The sequence below is a fragment of the Fibrella aquatica genome (assembly GCF_041321135.1).
GTDB classification, from domain to species: Bacteria; Bacteroidota; Bacteroidia; order Cytophagales; family Spirosomataceae; genus Fibrella; species Fibrella aquatica.
Genome location: NZ_JBGGWF010000002.1, coordinates 44,501 through 65,250 on the forward strand (window position 1 = coordinate 44,501; position 20,750 = coordinate 65,250).

Sequence of the window (20,750 nt, forward strand, 5' to 3'; positions counted from 1 at the left end):
GGGAATGTTGGATATTACGGTTGAAGCCAGATTTGTTGGGTAAAAGCGCCATTGACGGCGGCATCCCAGACCTCGACCCGTACCCACTTTTTATTTTTCAGGTTGGTTGGAAACTGGTACTGCTTTTTCCCAAAAGGCAGGGTGTTGGTGAGGTCGATTCGTTCGCGGTATACGTTCTGGCCATCGCCGGAGATGATCTCGGCAAAGGCCAGTGGAAACGTCCAGTCGATAGCCAACGTCACCGTGGCTTTGCCATCAGCCCCCAGGCTCAGGGTTTCTCCAGATCCTTTGCCATTGATGGTGAACGTGGGCAGCATGATTTCACCCGTCGAGACAAAGAATTTACCCTGCTTCATGGCATCCAGCACGGGTTGCCATCCCTGCTTGTAATCGGGTAGTTTGTCGAGTTGTAAATAATTGACGTTCAGGTGAGCATACGTTTCATTTTCGGGCTCCATGGTAAAAATATCGGCCTCGGCGATGACGTGTTTTTTGTGTCCCCAGTTAGCCATATCGTCCATTAGATCAAGCACACGTCGACTCAGGCGGGGCTCCGACAAATCGGCCGGAATGTTTTTCCAGGCAGCCCCGAAGAAATGGTCCGATTTGAAGAAGGCCTCCTCCTTGTATTTGTCGGGAAAACCCGTCGATCCTTTCGTACGGGCGTGGGCGGTCCAGGCCAGGCCATTCTCGGCTTCCAGTAGTTTCAGCATATCGTTTTTATCCGCAATCCGATACACTTTTCCGTAGGTCGGGTCGTCGGTCACAAACGGCATATTGGGTTTGCGCGCCATAATCCAGTTTACGGGCTTGGGGAAGAAGCTGAGCCAGTGCCCGCCCAGAAACTCATTGGGTTCTTCGCCGGGTAGCAACAGGAAATCGTTGTTTGACCAGCGCTGACACATATCGTGCAGCGCTTTCAACTCGATCAGGCGTAAACTATCAGGACCTTTCGGATGTGCTGTGTAGTGAAACTCCGCCAGGTGAACGATATCAACGCCCGAATTTTTGAATACGTCCAGAAAAGCAGGATTGGCCGGCACCGGTTTTCCCGCCCGAATCACCTTCATCACAAATTCATTGTGAAAATGACTCGACATTGTTTTATAGCCGGCCACCTCCGGGTACTTGTCGTTGTGGGTAAACTGCTTCACCGCATCGAGAGCCGCGGCGGGTTGACCGGTGCTGAGCAAACAGAAAAAGTTGAGCCGTTGCTGCGTGCGGGGCGGAGCATTGACCCAGGGCACCCAACGTTTGTCGCCCATCAGGTCTTGCCGGATGCCAATACCGAAATCGGGTACCAGGCTTCGGTAATTGGTGCCAAACCAGGTAAAGTCAAGGTTAAAGGCTTCGTCTAACGGATAAAAATACTGGTGCGGGGCCGGAAAAACGGCCAGCGTACCTCTGGGGCTGCTGCCCATGATTGTCCGGTATTTGACCGCCTGCGCCTTGTTAAGTTGGGCAGGGTCCAGCGCCATCTGCTGTAGTTTATTGTCCGTATTCGACCAGGATAGGGTAGTCCAGCCAGACGAATGCCCCACACCAGCACCTCTGTTCACTGTTTTACCCACCAAACCCGCATCGTACAGGATAGCCGTTGAGTCACGCTCGGTAGCCATGACAGCGGCCACGTTGAACAGCGGGCTACCCTGATAAACCGTGATTTCGAGCGCCCCGGCAAAAGTAGCTGCCTGCAGGTTTCCAATTCGAAGCACCGTGCGGGTTCCAATGGTGGTGGCGCTTGCCTGCCGTTTTGTCAACTCAACAGCATACGCTTTGGAGGGCAACCGGTTCGTTTTATCGAAAAAGATGTTCCAGCCGTTTTGGGAGATCAGATCACGCTTTCCGACCGTTAGCACAAAGGCGGGGTCCATATCGGTGGCAATATCGACGAACCTACCTTTGTTCGAGAGTTGTATATGACTGAATAAGGGTTTGTCAGGTTCCAGATTGACTACTAATCGTCCTTTTTCGGTGCCGGTTGTCGGCCAGCTCAAAATGACTTCACTCCCCTGTTGAATAACCGTCGTGGGGCTCTTTTTTGTGAATTTCGACAGATCGACACGTACCTGCGAAAAGGCGGTGGAACTTAGAAGACAAAGTAAAAGAAGGTAGTTTTTCATTGGTGAGTCTGAAAGCGTAGAGCAACCTGTTAAAAATTAATTTTCTGAACGGGGGTGTAGATCATGTCTTCTACACCACTGATTTTAAGGCCAATGCGAGCGAAGACATAACTCTGTGAAGGAATAAGTACGGGGATGTCGGCTGTAGTCAGGCTTACATTGTCGAGGTTTGAAATCGCTGATCCAGCCAGATCTGCTCTGTTGATGCTGTTACCCGCGTCGACAAACTGCGACTTGTTGACGTACAGCGACACCCGTTCTACCGTTTTACCATTAATGGCATCGGTGATGACTTTTTCCAGCTTTACGTTACCCGATATTTTACGTCCACTTACCGTAAAGCGTGGGTCGCGAACCATATAATAGGGTACGACTTCTATATCTATTTTCTGGCTCCCTCGAATCACAATGTCAAGGCTGTCGGGCGTATTGGCGGCAGTTTTTTTCCACAAGAACGGCCCCTGACCATTGGGCACGATCAGTTTGTAATCACCATCGAAAAGCAGTGATGAAAATGAGCCATCCTGCTTGATGGGAATACGGATTGAGCTTCGGTTGTTATAAGCTTTCTGCCATAGCTCCAGAAAAACGGGGAAGTCAGAATTGTTACCTACCGATACGTTGGCACTCTGGATTAGGAGTGGTTCGCCGTTGTATACCAGCCGCCCTTCGAACGTTGATTTTGGGGGCTCGAAATTGTCGAGTTCACAGGCTGCCAGGCCAATGGTCAGCAGCAGAAACAGGAAAGAAGAATAGCGCATGGTTGTGAGGTTTTAGAGGCCGTAGATGAGTTACTGGTTTGGATTTCGGGTAATCAGCGGATTGTTGTTGATAATACCGTCGTTGATCCGCGAGTAGTAGTTGCCCAGTCTGAAAATATGGCTCTGCGTTACCCGTCCCGATAACACCTTGCGGAACACCCACTTATTGTGATTGGCCCCGCCAGGATTGTACACTTTGTAGGGCCACAGGCTATACACCCTGGTGCTTGGCTCTGTTGCTTTTCCAGGTTGTGTAGTCAAGTCAGCATTGCTACCATCCCAGACAATGTGGGCTAAACGCCACCGTTTCATGTCCCAAAGGAGGTGATTTTCAAAAGCCAGTTCTACCTTCCGTTCGTGTACTAAACGGTCGAATGTGATGTCACCCGCTGCCAGTGCATTGGTTAGCCCCGCCCGGTCCCGTACTTGTTTCAGATACGTGGCGGCTATGGCATTCTGGCCCAGTTCAAAAGCAGCTTCGGCGGCATTCAGCAATACTTCAGCGTACCGGTACCGCACATTCCAGACCTCGCTCTGCGTACCGATCTGTCCTGAACCCGTCACAGGATCGTTGTATTTACGCATGTAAAATCCACCCTGCGCCGACCCATCATATCCTTCAATAGGACCCGACAAACCTACTACCTGTACCGAGGCATTATTAACCGGCTTAAGCTGCCCCAGCTGATCGCCCGACAGAATGCTGCCATTGCCTAGAATCAGGCCAGCCCAGATGTCGATCGGGCGATTTTTGAAGATGGCTCCCGGCACCAGAACCGTTCCCTGCAAGCGGGCATCCCGATTGGCAAACAGATCTTCTGGTTTATCGTAATAGATATAATCAGTGGCTGAGCCGTTATTAATGGCAAGGGGGGCAAAGGTGTTGTCCAGCTTTTCAAACGACTGCACCAGGTTGAGCGATGGGTTAATCCGTCCGCCCCGTTCACCTTCTTCCGTCAACGCTCGTGGCTGGTTGTCAAGGGCAAAACTGTGGACTTTGCCGCTGGCCAGTTTGTAATCTTCCACGAAAATAACCTCCGGGTTGTTGGCCTTGTCCAGAAAAATATTGGCAAAATTGGTAGACAGATCGGGTGCTTTCTGATAGAGCGAATACTGCCCGGAGTTGATCAATTCCTGAGCGGCTGCCAGCGCTGTTTGGAAGTAGCCAGTAGCTTTTGAGACCGGAATGCCTATCTCTCCATTTGGCAATGAGACCGAGGGAGTGTTGACGCCGTACTTGGCAATTGAGCCTGCATACAAAGCCGCCCTTGCCTTTGCCGCCAAGGCCAGGCCATAAGTAGCCCTCGATTTTTCGTTGGGTGTTTTTGGGAGAATCGATTTGATGGCTTCAAACTCGCCAATGACGTAATCGTAGATGTCTGACTCTTTGGCCCGTGGTCTACGCAGGTAGGCTGCATTACCGCTGTAATCGTACGAAAGTGACTCCGTAATGAGCGGCACACCACCCATCCGTTTCACCATTTCGAAATAGGCGTTGGCCCGCAGGAAACGACCTTCGGCAACAAACCGCGCTTTATCGGCTGGTGTCAGGGCCGTGGATGATTCAACCCGTTCAATGAACAGATTGATTTCCCGGATGTAGCCATAATCCCATAGATTCCAGTCGTCGTAGCTGTATTCTCGGTTCTGATGCCGACCATAATCGCCTGAGGCAAAGGCTTCGTCGAAGCTGGCGTAGATACCGAAGTTGGCGGGCTCTACGAGTTCAGGAATACGGTTGTAGAGTTCCGTGGCGGCCGAGAGGACTAAACGGGGGTCGCTAAATACTTCGTTGACCAGCAGGATATTGGTGGACTTTACATCCAGAAAGTTAGTATCGTCTTTACAGGCCGTGATGGTCAGGCAGAGGGCTGCGGCGAGACTTACACTGTATTTTTTCATGGTCAGGTCGGTTTAGAAGCTCAGGTTTAGGCCGAAATTGACAAGCTTGGTTTGTGGGTACTGCAGTCCGTTCTCGTCCTGTACTTCAGGGTCGATCCCATAAGGGCGGGTGTTGTCGATCGAGAATAGATTGTAGGTGTTCACAAACGCCCTTGCGCGCTGAATCTTCACTTTCTGGGTCAGGGTAGTAGGCAGGGTGTAGCCCAGTTCCATAGTCCGGTTTCGGATATATTTAATATTGAGCAGCCACCAGGTCGAGTTTTTGTTGATGTTACTGTGGCCGGTATCATTGTAGCGGAGCGGAATTTCAGTACCGGCAATCCATTCGCTGTCCGGGTTGAGCGGATCGGCCCGGCGCCAGCGGTTGTCGAACAGCAGACGGGGTACATTGCCTGTGTTCTGGTAGGCGTTGCGCTGCTCGAACTGACGATTAATGGCCATCATCGAGCCCGCCGAGAAGTCAGCCGCAAAATCCCAGCCCTTGTATTGCATGGTAAAGTTGAAGCCCCCCGACAGAATGGGCGTGGTGTTGATGCTATACCCGATAGGCCGTTCGTCGCGGGAGTTGATGATGCCATCGTTGTTAGCGTCGCGGTAAATCAAATCACCGGGAATCATGGTACGATTACCCTGCCCATCAATGTTAACCGGGTAATTGTTGATCTCTTCCTGTGACTGAAACTGGCCAATAGCTTCGTATCCCCAGAAGATGCCACTCCAGCGATCCTCGATCGACTCGCGGTATTGAAGCAAGGAGTTTCCGTATCTGGGGTTGTAGGGAGTGATATACCGGCTGCGGGCATACGAAATGTTACCGCCTACAGTGAACCGCAGCCCTTTAACCGATCCGTTATAGACCAGCGAGCCTTCTCCACCTACCACTGCATCACGTTCCAGATTTTCCTGTGGCAGGGCGTATCCCAGTTCGCTGGGCACAAATACGTCGCTTTTCACAGCTGGTAACCCATCCCGGTTGCGCCGGAAATAATCGAGCGTACCGGTAATCTTATTATTGAGCAGGGAGAAATCGAGTCCGATGTCGGTCACTTTGGCGGTGAGCCACGATACACGGTCATTGGCAATGCCCCGGTCGCGTGCAGCCACCGTAGTTACCCCCGACATGATGCCGACTCCGGTGTTATACGAGTAGCCCGGATTGTAGGCAAATGGGTCGAGGTCGGCGTTGTTTGGGCGAACGTTGTCATCACCCAGTTGGCCATACGATGCCCGCAGTTTCAAGTCGGTTAATACCCGGCCTTCGTTTGTAAACGATTTAAAGAAGGGTTCTTCCGAAATACGCCATGCTGCCGATACCGACGGGAACGTACCCCAGCGTTTGGTAGGCGAAAATTTCCAGGAAGCATCGCGCCGCGCTGCTACTTCTACGAAGTATTTGTCGGCAAATCCGTAGTTCACCCGACCAACGTACCCAACCCGTGCCTGTGTGAAGTCAGCATCGTTGTAGGCAACAATATCTGCAAACTGCATTACAGGTAATGTGTTGGTTTTGGGCACGGTACGCGCTTCTACATTGCGTTCGCGACGCTGCAGACGTTCTGTCAGTGCCAAAGCCGTGATGGTGTGCTTGCCGAACGTATTGGTATAGTTGAGTTGGATCTGCCCAATGTTTTCGTCGATTTTGTTGACCACGCGCTGACGGTAAGGGTTCTGGCTGCCACCCGTTCTATTGTAGGCCTGAGTGGTGGGGTTATAAGTGTACGTGTCGTAGGTATACTCGAACACTTCACGTTGCGAATCGCGGAACATATACGAGTATAATCCCTTCAAGACCAGCCCTTTGAGCGGCGTACGATATTCTCCCGTGAACTGGGGCGTAACCGATGTGTATACTTCTTTGAGAAAGCCTGACCGCTGGTAGTTCAGGTACCCCCAGTTTGAGGCCGGGTTACTGATGGTATTGATGTAAGCGGGGTTATCGTTGGCATATGGGCGTTCGCCGGGACGGTTGCGCAGAATGGCAAACTTGGGAGCCACATAGTCGTCACCACCTGGTACGCCGGGGTTTTCGCGGGTTTCCTGGCGCCCTGCTATCGTGAGGCCAACTTTGATCCGGTCTGTGATCTGAGCGTCGATGTTCGACTGAATGTTGGAGCGGTTGAAGATAAACTCACGTCCCATCACCGAATTCTGGTCGAGCCGGGTTGCCGAGATGTAGTAATTGATCTTATCGGAGCCACCGCTGGCACTTAAGTTTATGTTTGACTGAGGTGCGTTGGGCTGAATAATGAAATCGTACCAGTCGAAGCTCTGGTAACCATACTCAGTGCCGGCTCTGTACTTATCTAGTTCAGACTGTGTGATCGAGGTAGTGCCATTGCGATTTACCTCGGCCTCGGCTTTACCCAGGTTCCATTCATAAGCGTTGACCACCGATGGGAAGCGGGTCCAGTTCTGAAACCCGTAGTAGGCGTCTAGATTAATGGTGCTTTTCTGACCGAGCGCGCCCCGTTTAGTGGTGACAATAATAACGCCGTTGGCTGCCCGCGAACCGTAAATAGAGGCTGACGCGTCTTTCAGAACCGTAATTGTCTCTACGTCATTTGGGGAGATGTTATCGAACTGGGATTTGTCTTTGGGCACGCCGTCGATAATAAACAGGGGATTACCGCCCATGTTCCGTATCTGAATATTGGCGGCGGCTCCGGGGCGGCCATCAGCCTGCCGGAATTGCACACCCGGAATTTTACCCGCCAATGTTGCCGTAACGGTCGCTGCATGAACCCGGCCCACATCCTTGGCGGTCACCGCAGAGATAGCCCCGGTAATCGACTCTTTTTTCTGGGTGCCATAACCAACCACAATAACTTCCTGCAAGCCTTTCGAGTCGGGTTCGATGGTTACGTTTATCGATGACTGATTGCCAACCGGAATCTCTTTAGAGAGGTAACCGATATATGATACAACCACGATGGCGTTGCCCTGGTCGGCCGCTAGCGGTAGGGTGAAGTTACCATCGGCATTTGTTGATGTACCGGTAGAGGTACCCTTCAACACCACGGTGGCCCCGGGTAAGGGGTCTCCTTTTTCGCCGGTTATTTTGCCGGTCAGGGTACGTTGCTGTGCCAATGCCGACGGACTGGGCATGGCCAGCATCAGCAGACAAACAAGCAGTGGCACTACGATTTGGTAGAGATTTTTCCTGTTCATAGACGTATTGAGGGGTATAGAATAAGTGAGAAAAACGGGTTTATAAAGAGAGGAATAGAGAAGCTGAGCAGGCCGAATAATGGCTAATTCGTAGAACCATAGTGTGGGATTAGGTTCACTCGTACTGGAATAATTCCAAGAATTGATTTTGCAATTTTAAGAGTTGAGGCCTCTGCAAATCATTACTTTTGTGCAGAAAATCCAGACATATGTACAATTATTGGGTAGCTGAGTAGCTAATTGTAAACCTGTGCGGGCCAGAAGACCTTAGTGCGATTAATTATACGCCTGTAGATACTTTGCTTATTATGAAAAATACGGTGCTGATAATCATGCTGTTGCTGTCTGTAAGAAGAAATAGCATGGCTCAGGATTTTCATTTTAACTCACTAACCTCGGAGGATGGTCTATCGCACAATAGCGTTTTTAGTATTGCTGAAGACTATAAAGGATTTATGTGGTTCGGAACCCGCGACGGTATCAGTCGATATGATGGGCAGCGGATCAAAAATTATTACTTCAATGTGTATAGCCCCGACGAAGAGGCCAATCGGGTTGGCTGCATTTACGCGGTAGGTAAACAGTTGTGGGTGGGCACCGAGATCGGGTTGTTTACGTACTTAAATAGTACGGATACGTTCAGGCAGGTGCAATTAAGTAAGGCACCCGTGAACGTATACGATATCAAGCGGGTATCGACCGGCGAATTATGGGTTGGTACGAACAACGGAGTCTTTATTGTAGGTCATACCGGTCAGGTACGTCATATACTACCTCTAAAGAATATCCGGTCTATCTGCGAATTCAGAAAGGGAACCTTCCTTGTACTGCACGGTAGCGAACCGAACATCATTAACGCAGAAGGCGAAACCATTTTGCCGGTCGCCATTGACGATAGTGGTCAGGAACGATTAGCCTCTTTTCGGAATTACACGCTGTTTAAAGATCGTAAAGGCACCATCTGGTTAGGTACCAATGGAGGGGTTTTTCAACTGGATGAGAAAGCAATGGTGTTCCGGCCTGTCGACTGGCTGAATCAGCTCACCAATCCCAAAATACGGGTAGTGCGCACAATGAATCAGGACGACGCAGACAACATCTGGATCGGTAGTGAATCGGGAATTGTTATCGTTAACATGCGTCAGCACACGGTACAGCGCTATGATAAATCATTTGCCACATCGCCCTATAGTTTAACCGATCGGGCGGTTTATTCGAGTTGTGTTAGCCGGGGTGGCACCGTCTGGTTGGGTACTTACTTCGGTGGTGTGAATTACACCCGACCCGTTGGCACGTCGTTTCATCATCTTTTCCCCGCGCTCAACGGAAAAGGCCTTGCCGGTAAAGCGATCAGCCAACTCGTTGAGGATGACAAACAGCGGCTGTGGATTGCAACTGAAGACGCCGGCATATCAGTGCTTGACCAGACTACAGGCCGCTTCACTCACCACAACCGAACAAACGGGCTCAGCGACGATAATGTACATACTGTTCATGTAGATAAATCGGGGGTAGCCTGGGTGGGTACGTTCCTGGGAGGGCTTAACCGGATAGACCCGGTTACGGGGCAGAAACGTGTTTTCACGCACCATCCCGCCGATTCAACATCGATCGCCAACAATTTTGTGTGTACCGTTTACCGCGACCGGTCGAACCGACTGTGGGTGGGAACCATAGACGGGCTCAACATCATGAATGAGAAGACAGGCACTTTTCGTCTAATCAGACCAGATGTGTTGGGGGATGCCTTTGTTTATTCAGTGCTTGAAGATGTAACCGGCCACATCTGGGTAGCCACCCGAACGGCGGGTGTGTACCGCTACAACCCCACCACAGGCGCGTTGGCTCATTATTACACCGACAATACCAAAGCCTTTCGCAACAATCAGATCATTACGATGTATGAAGACGCCAAACATAACATCTGGTTTGGCAGTATCAATGGGGGTGCCTGCTACTGGAGTTATGAGCAGCAGAAAATCGTCCCGAATCCGGCCAATACGTTTCTTCCCAACCAAACTGTATACGGAATTCTGGAGGACAATGCGGGTATATACTGGTTCTCTACCAATCGGGGGCTACTGTCATTCAACCCCCGCCAGAACACGTTTCGAATTTTCGACAAGAGTAATGGGTTGCAGGCCACCCAGTTCAATTTTGGATCGTCATTAAAAGATAAGCGCGGTTTCCTGTATTTCGGAAGTGTAGACGGGTTGTGCTATTTCAATCCCGCTGTTATAACCAGCCGGGTAGTCGATCCTCCCGTTTATTTTACCGATCTGAAGCTCTTCAACAAAGAGGTGAAGCCCGACGGATCGCTCATGCTTAGTCGGCATCTGGACGAAACGGAAGAACTGGTCTTCAGCTTTTCCCAGAATGTGATTACGCTGGACTTTGTGGCCATTAATTATTTCTCAAAGAAGACCAACTACTACACCTATTACCTGGAAGGTTTTGAAAAAAGCTGGGGTCCTAAAACCACTAAAAATTCACAAACGTATACCAACCTATCGCCGGGGCAATACACATTTCATGTACGGTCATATCAGTCGAATGGTGAAATGTCGCCTACGGAACGCACTATTCGGCTGGTGATCAAGCCACCGTTCTGGCAGACAACCTACGCGTATCTGATTTATGTTCTGCTGGGAATCGGCGCACTGCTGTTGTACCGACGGTTCATCACGTTCATGAATCACCAGAAAATGGCCGTGCAGATGGAGCGGGTAGAACGGGAAAAAAGCCACGAACTGAATCAACAGAAATTAAACTTTTTCACCTTTCTGTCGCACGAGTTCAAAACGCCGATTACGCTGATCATGGCTGAGATTGATGAACTGATTCACGCCGGGCAGCTTCAACGTACCAGTTCGGCTACAAATTATAGTGTGATCAAAAAGAACGCCCGGCGATTACAATCGCTGATCGATCAGATCACTGAACTCCGTAAGACGGGTAGTGAACAGCAGAAAGTAACCCTCACAACTCTTGACGTGGTCGGGTTCATGAAAGAGACCATTCATGGCTTCGACCCGCTGTTGCAGGTCCGCCACATTCAGAAACGAATTACTTTTTCACATCCTTATCTGCTGGCTTCGTTCGATGCCAATAAGGTAGAGATGATTGTTGGAAACGTGTTTTTCTTCCTCATCAATGAATTGGCCGAGGGCGAGGAGATCGTGCTGAATGTGCAGTTCGAACAAACGTCCGGCTCAACGAATGCCCAGCTTGTACTGACGTTTTGCCTCGACGGAAAAGCGGAATTAGTCGATACGGTTGAAAAAAGTTACCGTCTCTCTGAAGGCAATGAAGAAATATTCCGACTAAATAATGCGACGAGTATTGGTATTTTGCTGACATTCAGCTTGTTGAAGTTACTCTTAGGTAAGGTTGTCTTCAGCCGAAAACAAAGCAGTCAGGTAATTTCTATTCAGATCCCGATCCACAAAAGTCCAGTTAGTAGAGGAACCCTAGGGGCCAAAAAGCAGGAGCTGCCGGGTACACACGCACTCCGTTTCACAGAGGAGATGCTGGTTGAGGATGGGTACGTTGAAGAGGGAGCCGATGAGCAGGAATCGACCGATAAACCTGTTATATTGATTACCGACCGCAATAAAGATCTGGCTCAGTTTCTGAAACGCCACTACCAGGACAACTATCGAATCTGCGTGACGTATTCCTTCAGCGAAACCCTGAAAAAGGCTGAATCAGTATTGCCAGAACTGATTTTGTGTGACAGCGATATTCACGATAAAGAAAACCGAAACCTGTGTAAAACGCTGAAAATGAATGAGCGTACGCAGACCATCCCGATTATTCTCCTGCTGGACAACGACGATGACAAAACGATCATTGATGCGCTGAACAGTGGTGCCGACGGCTACATCAGTAAGCCATTCAATCTCAAAGAGCTGGACCTTACCATTAGCAATCAACTCAAAACACTATCGTTGCTGAAAAACAAAATGGCAGGCAGCTTAGCTGAGTCACTGCTGGCACCTCTTCCCCGAAGAAACAAAGAGCAGGAGTTTGTTCTACGGTTTTCGACGCTGGTTAATCAGCAGTACAAAAACAAAGAAGTAACGGCGGATTCGCTGGCTCAACTCATGAACTGTAGCCGGTCGCAATTGCACTTGAAACTGAAAACGCTAACTGGACTCAGCACCAAAGAATACCTGAATGATTATCGACTAACGTTGGGTCGTCAGCTACTGGAAACCGGGTTGAGCGTATCAGAGGTGGCTTTCGAAGTCGGTTTCAGCGATCCAAACTACTTTGGAAGAGCCTTCAAAAAGAAATACGGAATCACGCCCAGCAAAACGGTCTGATGCACAACATGGAGAGGCAGGCTGACCAGCAAATACATAGCAGATAAGTAAACCGCTTGATGTTGTAGAGAGTTATACAGCGTTATGAATAGCAAACTCGGGTATTATTGGCAACAACTTCGGGCATCACTCTGGTTTGTACCGGGGGTATTGGTCCTCTTTTCATTTGGCCTGGCCTATGGTCTGGTAGAGTTTGACACAAACACCGCCTGGAAGGGTAAAAAGCAACTTCGCCTGATTGTAGCAGCCCGCAGCTTCGACCGATTTATGCAGCTTGCGTTTGACTTGCCCCGGATCAACGCGAAAGGAAATCATGCTGTTTTGTTACGCTTGTTACAAGCACTTGCACTTACCGCGAGTGGGGCTGGCTCTTTACCCGATCGTAAGCAAACGATGCAACAGCAGGCAATACTCTTACTCGCCTGGGCTAACCAGACGCTGGAGTCTGAGTATGAAAAACAAGCGGTGCAAGCCTCGTTTGTTGCGCATCGAGATGCCTGGGAATGAATTACAAGCGAGACGCGACTAGCTACTTATGGGAGGGTGAAGCTTAAGTGGTAGGTACGTCAGGACAAATGTATTTGGCTTATGCCACTTACTTCTTTTTAGAGCTGAAGTCTAAACAGTTTTATCCCCTTGTCATTGCTTACCCGCTACTAGGTAGCCTATTCGGAACTGTTTATTATATTCTTTACAGACGGAAGTAGCTTTCCGGGGCAGTAAGAAAGCCTACTAATCGTTGCAACATTCACCCTGGTAGTACTCGCATCTGATGATCAAAAGAGCTAATTCGTTCATCGAGTATTTGGTGCTTGCTTTGGTTTCAGGACACCGCGAGCAATGGGTTCCGGTTTGGCTGTTGGCGTGTCGTAGCGAATGAGTTGAGCGGAGGGAAATTCGTCTTTCGGCAGTTTGGTGATCAAAAGCTGATACGAACGGGTACCCACAACCAGGTTGGAGTACATCATGTATTTCCCATTTTCGCGGGGTAAATCCCAGTTTGCCAGCGGGGCCTTGGCCAATACCGTCACATCTTCTTCCGAGAGAGCCGTGTAGGTGGTATCGGGCAGGAACTGTTTACCAGTGACGCCTTCAATAGCCGACACTACAGAGGGAGGTGTGGTAGAGGCTGGTTTATTTTGAGCGACCGAAGACCAACTCATCAGGAAGAACAATAGCAGGTTGAACAAAGCTTTCATAGGTACGTGTTTTGACCTGATAAAAGCCAACAAGTACGCTGTTTGTTCGGAAAGACTACCCTATGCACCCAATGATGATCAACAAAACATCAGGAACCCGTCAGATCAAGAACGGAAGCATCGATCATATCGACGCGCTTACCCATCTTTTTCTGGATAACTCCAAAGTGGTGCTCGTCTTCGGGTGTGATCAGTGAAATGGCTTCGCCCGACGCATCGGCCCGTCCGGTGCGACCAATGCGGTGGACGTAATCTTTGGGAGAGCGGGGCAACTCGAAATTGATCACGTGTGGCAAAAATTGAATATCGATACCTCGGGCCAGTAAATCAGTAGCCACCAGTACCGGCAACGTACCTGACTTGAAACGCGCCAAGGCATCGGTGCGGGCTCCCTGCGTTTTATGCCCGTGCATGGCCACGGCCTGAATACCGTTTTTACCCAGTTTTGCCACCAGATTATCGGCCGTTCGGGTAGTTGACACGAAGACGAGCACCTGTGTCAGCTTGCCAGACTTGATCAGGTAGCGAAGCAGCGCACTTTTTCGTTCGGGGGTAACGCGATAAGCCGTTTGCCGAATCTGATCGATGGAGGCGGTTTCTTCTTCGATCTCGATTTTGACAGGCTTTCGCAATACCATGCTGCTGATGTCTTGAATAGTGTCTCCCAGAGTAGCCGAGAAAAGCACGGTCTGACGTTGTGCAGGTAATAGGTCAAACACCTGTTTCATTTCGTCGGCGAAGCCCAGTTCAAGAATTTTGTCGGCTTCGTCGAGAACGAGCGTATCAATGCCAGATAGCTTCACGGCGTTTTGGGCCACCAGATCGAGCAGGCGGCCGGGCGTGGCTACCAGCACGTCGGCCCCGCGCACGGCTATCATCTGCGGGTTGGCCGAGACTCCACCAAACACCGCCACGGTTTTAATCCGGCGCGGCAGGTTGGCCCCAAACGTCTGAAAAACCTGCGCTACCTGAACCGCCAGTTCACGGGTAGGCACCAGCACCAATACCCGGTGGCTTACCGAACTGCGTACCAGAGCACGCTGCCGCTGCAACCGTTCCAGAATGGGTAACACATAACTGGCCGTTTTGCCGGACCCGGTCCGGGCAATTCCCAGCACATCTTTTCCTACCAGAATAAGCGGAATCGCTTCCTGCTGAATGGGATAAGGCTTCAGGTAGGCCTGTTCCACAATAAGAGTCAGCAGGGGCTTCGACAAGCCGAGGTCAGAAAAGGGCATAGTGTGTTGGGTACGTGAAAGGGGTAGAGGCTGTTTGTGTTACGGGATACAGAACTCTGTTATTTTTTACCGCTTCGCTTAATAGGTCGACCATACTTCAGCATTTTCTCGGCGGCGTAATTTCGTCGAACGTTGACTTTTTGATTTTTAGCGGTTTTCTCGTGAAAAGCGGGGCCAACTTCTTCGCGACGAACCGTTTTTACGGTGATCGTCTTCATGTTGATCTTCGGCATCTCCTCATCGATCAGCACCGGCGAAATCAGCAGGTCGTTAGGAAGGGGCACAATGGGAATTGGGTAATTCATCAGCGTTTCAATGGCCGTTTGGCGGTCCTGCTCGGCGTCGGTGATGAACGCTATGGCGATGCCTTTTTTGTCGGCCCTGCCTGTGCGACCAATGCGGTGGATGTAACTCTCTGGCTCCTCGGGCAAATCGAAATTGATCACGTGCGAGACGTTGGCTACGTCGATCCCCCGCGCCACAATATCGGTAGCAATCAGTACGCGGATAGTGCCATCCTGAAACTGATTGACGGCCTCGAAGCGCTTAGCCTGCGCTTTGTTGGAGTGAATGACGCCCACCTGATCGGGAAACCGATCGGCCATATCGTCAAAAAGCACATCGGCAAACGCTTTAGTCGATACAAATACCAGCACGCGGTTCATTGTTTCATCCCGATCGAGCAGTAATTGTAGCAGATTGATTTTCGTGTTGAAATTCACAACCGGATAAGCCATTTGCGAAATACCGGCCAACGGCGTACCTACCGGGGCGGCTTCTACGCGCACCGGGCTGGCAAAAAATGTCTCAATCAGTTGCTCTACCTCGGGGGTGATGGTGGCCGAAAACAGCAGGTTCTGCCGTTTTGGTGGCAGCAAATCGAGAATGATTTTTAGCTGTGCCCGGAAACCCAGATTCAGCATTTCGTCGACTTCATCGATTACTAGCTTCTTCACCGCCTTCATCTTCACTGCTCCCGACGAGAGCAGATCCACCAGGCGGCCGGGGGTGGCAATCAGCACGTCAGCTCCCTGTTGTACCAGGGCTGTTTGCGGTTTAAGATTCACACCGCCATACACGCCTACCACTGTCAGGTTCATATAAGTAGTTAGCTGACGAACCGTTTCGGCTACCTGAACTACCAGCTCTCGGGTTGGTACCAGCACGATCATCTGAGGAATACGCTCCTTCGAGAATTGATATTGACGCAGGCAGGGCAGGAGGTAGGCAATGGTTTTACCGGTGCCAGTCTGGGCAATACCACACACGTCGCGTCCCGACATCACGACCGAAAATACGCGTTCCTGAATGGGCGTGGGAGTAGTTAGGCCCAGGTCATTCAGGGCATTTTGCAGCGGTTTGTTGAGATTGAGGTCGGCAAACGTCATGGTTTCCTATCGAGTATAATGCAAAGGTACAGCAAACTTATAAGGCCTGGGGGGCAATTGAAACGTTCATTAGTAGCCTCATAGGTAGATAGAAGCCCAAATGGACCCGATAAGGTTTCAAAACGGAGTGAACCAGGTCTTATCGTGTCGATAAGCTGTACTTTTACGGCATGAATGATGTACGTACCCCCGTTCTTGCTGCCCTGGGCATTGAGGCGCTGAACCCCATGCAGACGGCTGCTGAACAGGCTATCCAGCCCGGCACCGACACGTTTCTGATGGCTCCTACCGGATCGGGCAAAACCCTTGGTTTTCTGCTGCCGGTGCTTCAGCTACTTCAGGCCGACGCAACCCGTGTGCAGTGTCTGGTGCTGGTGCCGTCGCGCGAATTGGCCATGCAGATCGAGCAGGTATGGCGCAAAATGGCCACGGGCTTCAAAGTAAATGTGTGTTACGGCGGTCACTCGGTAGATACCGAAGTGAAGAATCTGAGCAATCCGCCCGCCCTGCTGATCGGGACCCCCGGCCGCATTGCCGATCACCTTACGCGCCGCACCTTTGATACTAATGGAATCCACACCCTTGTACTCGACGAGTTCGATAAGTCGCTGACGCTGGGTTTCCACGACGAAATGGCGTACATCATAGGCAAGCTTCCCAACCTGCAAACGCGGGTGCTGGTGTCGGCAACGTCGGGCGTGGCCATTCCAGACTTTGTTGACTTGCACAACCCAACCCGGCTTGTTTTCGAGGCCGACGAGGCAAAGGCAGATGCCCTCACGCTGAAAGTGGTGTATACCGATGGGCCCGACGATCGCGCGGCGCTGTTCCGGTTACTCTGCACGCTGGGTTCCGAATCGGCCCTTATTTTCTGCAACCTGCGAGATACGGTTGAACATCTAAGCAACTGGCTGAATAGCAAGGGGCTGCACAGTACGGCTTATCATGGAGCACTGGAACAAGACGCCCGCGAACGTGCGCTCATTCGGTTTCGGGGAGGTAGCGTAACGTACCTGATCACCACCGATCTGGCGGCGCGCGGCCTCGATATTCCCGACATGAAGCATGTTGTTCACTACGAATTGCCTTCGCACGAAACCGAATTTACGCACCGCAACGGTCGCACCGCCCGGATGCACGCTGCCGGTACGGCTTACGTCATGTTGCCAAATGGAGAATCGGGACCGTTCTACATGCCCGAAAACCTCGACGAGTTCAAATTACCCGCTTCTGCGCCACCATTGCCTTCGCCTCCGGTTTACACGACCGTGTATATCAGTGGCGGTAAGAAGAACAAGATCAACAAGATAGATATTGTCGGCTTTTTCGGTCAGAAAGGGCAACTTGCCAAAGATGATCTTGGCCGCATTGAAGTCGGTGATTTCATGTCGTTTGCCTCCGTTCGCAGCACCAAATTAGCTGAGCTACTGGGCCGGATTCAGAACGAGAAAATGAAGGGCAAGAAATACAAGATCGAAGTGGCCCGGTAAATGAATGGCTATCAAAGCATGCACAGGGCCCAGCTGGTTGATCCGTTAACGGCTGGCGTCTTTGCGCATGCGTTTGGGGCCGTACCAGAGCCAGAAGCCGGTAATGGTGAATAATAATAAGGCCACACCCATCACGGTGGAGTAAACCAGTTTGACCGCGCCATTATCGAAACCCAGGTAATGATCGATGATCGACCCATCGTGGATTTTCTCGACATAATCGGCCCGGCGTCGTTCAATGTGGAGGAGTTTGCCGGTGGCTCCGTCGAGTTGAATGCCCCAAAAACTGTCGGCAAAAACGAACTTCACCATGCCTTTATCTTTCCGTATGTCGATTCGTTCGAGATCGAGCGCAAGGTCGGCTGAAACGGAATCGTGCAAGATGGTACAGGCGATGGTGTGCAAGCTATCAACGGGTAACCACTTTTTCAGGTCGGCGGTGGTTCCCTGATACGATTTGGCTAAGAGTACGCCGCCGCTGTTCTTTTTCCAGCCCAGCAACAGTCCGGTTACCGATACCACGAAGAAGAAAATAAAGAGCACGGCCCCGGTGGTGCGGTGAAGGCTTCGGGCAATCCGTAGCAGTTTAGCCTGTTTTTTTCTGGATGTAGGTTCGGTCATGTTGGCGATTGGGATAGCCCGTACGGGAGCGTGACCAAAAATACGATGCAACCAGCTACCAAACAGGATTATTGGTCCGGGCCGTACCTAGCCTAAAGCGGATTAATCAGTATGAATAACGGGTTTTAGTGCTTTCATCAGGGTTGTACCTTCATTCCCTTTTACCTGATGAAACCTTACTTTTTATTGATGCTGGCATGCGTTGGGGTGGCTACGGTTGCACCCGCACAGATGACCAAAACAAGCGCACCTCCCCGCGTGAAGATCGCCAACGGAATGCTGGAAGGCGTGACGGAAACAGGAGGTCTACGGTCTTTCAAAGGCATTCCGTTTGCCCAGCCACCCGTGGGCGACTGGCGTTGGCGTGAACCTCAACCGCCTAAAAACTGGACGGGCGTGCGGAAAGCCAATCAGTTTGGGCCACGCGCTATGCAACGCGCTATTTTCGGTGACATGAATTTTCGGTCGAACGGCGTGAGCGAGGATTGCCTCTATTTAAACGTTTGGACACCGGCTAAATCGGCCAATGATAAACTGCCAGTACTGGTTTACTTCTACGGCGGCGGCTACATGGCGGGCGATGGCTCAGAACCCCGTTACGATGGCGAGAGCATGGCCCGGCAGGGTATTGTGACATTAACCGTCAACTACCGGCTGGGTGTATTCGGCTTTATGGCTCACCCCGAACTGACTAAAGAATCACCTCACAAGGCGTCGGGCAACTACGGTTTACTAGATCAGCAGGCGGCACTGGTCTGGGTGCAGAAAAATATTGCGGCATTCGGCGGTGATCCCAAACGAGTAACCATTGCTGGTGAGTCGGCGGGGTCAACGTCTGTGAGTGCGCAAATGGCCTCTCCGTTGTCGAAGAACCTGATTGCCGGAGCCATTGGCGAAAGTGGCTCGTTGCTAGGTACGTTGACACCCATGACTCTGGACGAAGCCGAGGCTTTGGGTACCAAATTCGGAACCAGTATGGGTGCTTCCTCGCTGGCTGAACTCCGTGCTTTACCCGGCGACCAGATTCTGGAAGCCACGGCTAAACCGGCAACGCCGCGCTTCAGCACCTGCGTAGATGGCTATTTCTTCCCCAAACCGGTAACAACTATATTCGGAATGGGTGAACAGGCACGTGTACCCTTGCTGGTTGGCTGGAACTCCGAAGAGTCGGGTTACAAAGGCATTCTGGGTAACGACGAACCTACCGTGGCCAATTTCACGAAGGCAGTGCAAAAACTGTATGGCGAGAAAGCAACCGAAGCGCTGAAACACTACGCCCCTGCCACTGATGCCGACGTAGTGCAGGTAGCGACTGATCTGGCGGGTGACCGCTTCATTGGCTTTAGTACCTGGAAATGGGCCGATGTACATAGCCAAACCGGTGGACAACCGGTTTATCGGTATTTCTATACGCGTCCACGGCCGCCAATGGTGCCCGAAATGGGTAACGCAACGGCTGGCTTAGCCGGTGGTGTAGTAAAAAATGCCGATGCGTCGGCACCCAAACAGGCCCCTCCCAAAGGGGCTGTACACTCAGCCGAGATTGAATACGCCATGGGTAATTTGTCGTCGAACAAAGTATACGCCTGGACAGCCGATGATGAAAAAGTATCGAAAACGATGCAGGCTTTTTTTGCCAATTTCATCAAAACGGGTAACCCAAACGGAACGGGCTTACCTACCTGGACGGCGCTCAAAGCTGGCCAACCTGCGCCGGTCATGCGGATCGATGTAACGACACAACCCGAAATCGAAAAAAACCGGGATCGTTACCTCTTTCTTGATCAGTTTTTTGTGAAGTAACGTAGAGCTCGACCATTTTAGCTAGTTGATTAGCTTGACGTCTAGAAATCAAATTGGCGGAGTACTAAAAAAAAGCGACTAGTTCGGTAATTCGGGCTGGTCGCTTTTCTTATGCTCTTTTGGGAATAGGGCGTGAACCCTGCTGACATAGGGCTGTCAGTGGGGGATTTGATCTTTGCTACTCAACCAAACCAATACGCTATGTCGATCATCGAATTGTTGCAACAGGAAATGGAAATGGAGGCGAAAACAACCCGCAACATGCTAAGCCGAATTCCCGAAAGTAGCCACGATTGGCGTCCGCATCCTAAAAGTATGACGATGAGCCAACTGGCTGTGCACATTGCCGAAATGCCTTCCTGGGTAGTATTAACGCTCCAGACCAATGAAATTGACTTTGCCGCGATGGACTACACGCCTACCCAATTTCAAACCAATGCTGAATTGCTCGCTATCTTCGAGAAGTCGCTTGCTGATGGGAAAACCGCTCTTAGCACAGCAACGGAAACAGATCTGGAGCCTTTGTTCACGCTCCGTGAAGGCGATAAAATCTATAGTACAGATACAAAGGGTGATTTTGTTCGGATGTCGTTTTCGCAGATCATTCATCACCGGGCTCAGCTAGGCGTTTACCTGCGCCTGTTGGATATCCCTATTCCCGGCAGTTACGGCCCCAGCGCCGACGAGCCAGCTTTTCAATAAGTCGGTAACGTACCTGGTTGTCTGGAA

Annotated in this window: 13 protein-coding genes; 5 read left to right on the top strand and 8 right to left on the bottom strand. The window is 50.9% G+C overall.

The genetic code is table 11. The annotated features are described in order from the left end of the window. Positions 1-14: 14 nt before the first annotated feature. The 4 genes from ACAW87_RS04185 to ACAW87_RS04200 are packed head-to-tail and all read right to left on the bottom strand — an operon-like array spanning position 15 to position 7,954. Positions 15-2,123, bottom strand: coding sequence for a CehA/McbA family metallohydrolase domain-containing protein (locus ACAW87_RS04185; RefSeq protein ID WP_370721902.1), 2,109 nt, complete (start codon positions 2,121-2,123; stop codon positions 15-17). A 29-nt stretch (positions 2,124-2,152) separates the two neighbouring features. After that, positions 2,153-2,884, bottom strand: coding sequence for a DUF3823 domain-containing protein (locus tag ACAW87_RS04190; RefSeq protein WP_370721903.1), 732 nt, complete (start codon positions 2,882-2,884; stop codon positions 2,153-2,155). A 30-nt stretch (positions 2,885-2,914) separates the two neighbouring features. Then, on the bottom strand, positions 2,915-4,786 hold the full coding sequence (locus tag ACAW87_RS04195) for a RagB/SusD family nutrient uptake outer membrane protein (protein ID WP_370721904.1): 1,872 nt from the start codon (positions 4,784-4,786) through the stop codon (positions 2,915-2,917). Positions 4,787-4,798: 12 nt separating this feature from the next. After that, positions 4,799-7,954 carry a SusC/RagA family TonB-linked outer membrane protein gene (locus tag ACAW87_RS04200; protein WP_370721905.1) on the bottom strand — a complete coding sequence of 1,052 codons (3,156 nt, stop codon included), beginning with the start codon at positions 7,952-7,954 and terminating at the stop codon, positions 4,799-4,801. 308 nt (positions 7,955-8,262) lie between these two features. Between ACAW87_RS04200 and ACAW87_RS04205 the strand changes: the two genes are divergently transcribed. Both ACAW87_RS04205 and ACAW87_RS04210 read left to right on the top strand, forming a co-directional pair. Then, complete coding sequence (locus ACAW87_RS04205) at positions 8,263-12,282, top strand: two-component regulator propeller domain-containing protein (protein WP_370721906.1); 4,020 nt, start codon at positions 8,263-8,265, stop codon at positions 12,280-12,282. Between the two features lie 84 nt (positions 12,283-12,366). Beyond that, positions 12,367-12,789, top strand: a complete 423-nt coding sequence (locus tag ACAW87_RS04210; protein WP_370721907.1) for a DUF2254 domain-containing protein — start codon at positions 12,367-12,369, stop codon at positions 12,787-12,789. Positions 12,790-13,076: 287 nt separating this feature from the next. Here the strand turns inward: ACAW87_RS04210 and ACAW87_RS04215 are convergent, their stop codons facing one another. From ACAW87_RS04215 to ACAW87_RS04225, 3 genes are all read right to left on the bottom strand, one after another. Then, on the bottom strand, positions 13,077-13,481 hold the full coding sequence (locus ACAW87_RS04215; RefSeq protein WP_370721908.1) for a hypothetical protein: 405 nt from the start codon (positions 13,479-13,481) through the stop codon (positions 13,077-13,079). Positions 13,482-13,570: 89 nt separating this feature from the next. Next, on the bottom strand, positions 13,571-14,719 hold the full coding sequence (locus ACAW87_RS04220) for a DEAD/DEAH box helicase (RefSeq protein WP_370721909.1): 1,149 nt from the start codon (positions 14,717-14,719) through the stop codon (positions 13,571-13,573). A gap of 59 nt (positions 14,720-14,778) precedes the next feature. After that, on the bottom strand, positions 14,779-16,107 hold the full coding sequence (locus ACAW87_RS04225) for a DEAD/DEAH box helicase (protein WP_370721910.1): 1,329 nt from the start codon (positions 16,105-16,107) through the stop codon (positions 14,779-14,781). A 170-nt stretch (positions 16,108-16,277) separates the two neighbouring features. Between ACAW87_RS04225 and ACAW87_RS04230 the strand changes: the two genes are divergently transcribed. Further along, a complete protein-coding gene (locus tag ACAW87_RS04230; protein WP_370721911.1) occupies positions 16,278-17,597 on the top strand; it encodes a DEAD/DEAH box helicase in 1,320 nt (439 codons plus the stop codon). 45 nt (positions 17,598-17,642) lie between these two features. Here the strand turns inward: ACAW87_RS04230 and ACAW87_RS04235 are convergent, their stop codons facing one another. Beyond that, positions 17,643-18,269 (bottom strand): PepSY domain-containing protein, encoded by a 627-nt coding sequence (locus tag ACAW87_RS04235; RefSeq protein ID WP_370721912.1) that lies wholly within the window; start codon positions 18,267-18,269, stop codon positions 17,643-17,645. Positions 18,270-18,386: 117 nt separating this feature from the next. Between ACAW87_RS04235 and ACAW87_RS04240 the strand changes: the two genes are divergently transcribed. Next, positions 18,387-20,021 carry a carboxylesterase/lipase family protein gene (locus ACAW87_RS04240; protein WP_370721913.1) on the top strand — a complete coding sequence of 545 codons (1,635 nt, stop codon included), beginning with the start codon at positions 18,387-18,389 and terminating at the stop codon, positions 20,019-20,021. 201 nt (positions 20,022-20,222) lie between these two features. Further along, a complete protein-coding gene (locus tag ACAW87_RS04245; protein WP_370721914.1) occupies positions 20,223-20,723 on the top strand; it encodes a DinB family protein in 501 nt (166 codons plus the stop codon). The last annotated feature ends 27 nt before the right edge of the window (positions 20,724-20,750 follow it).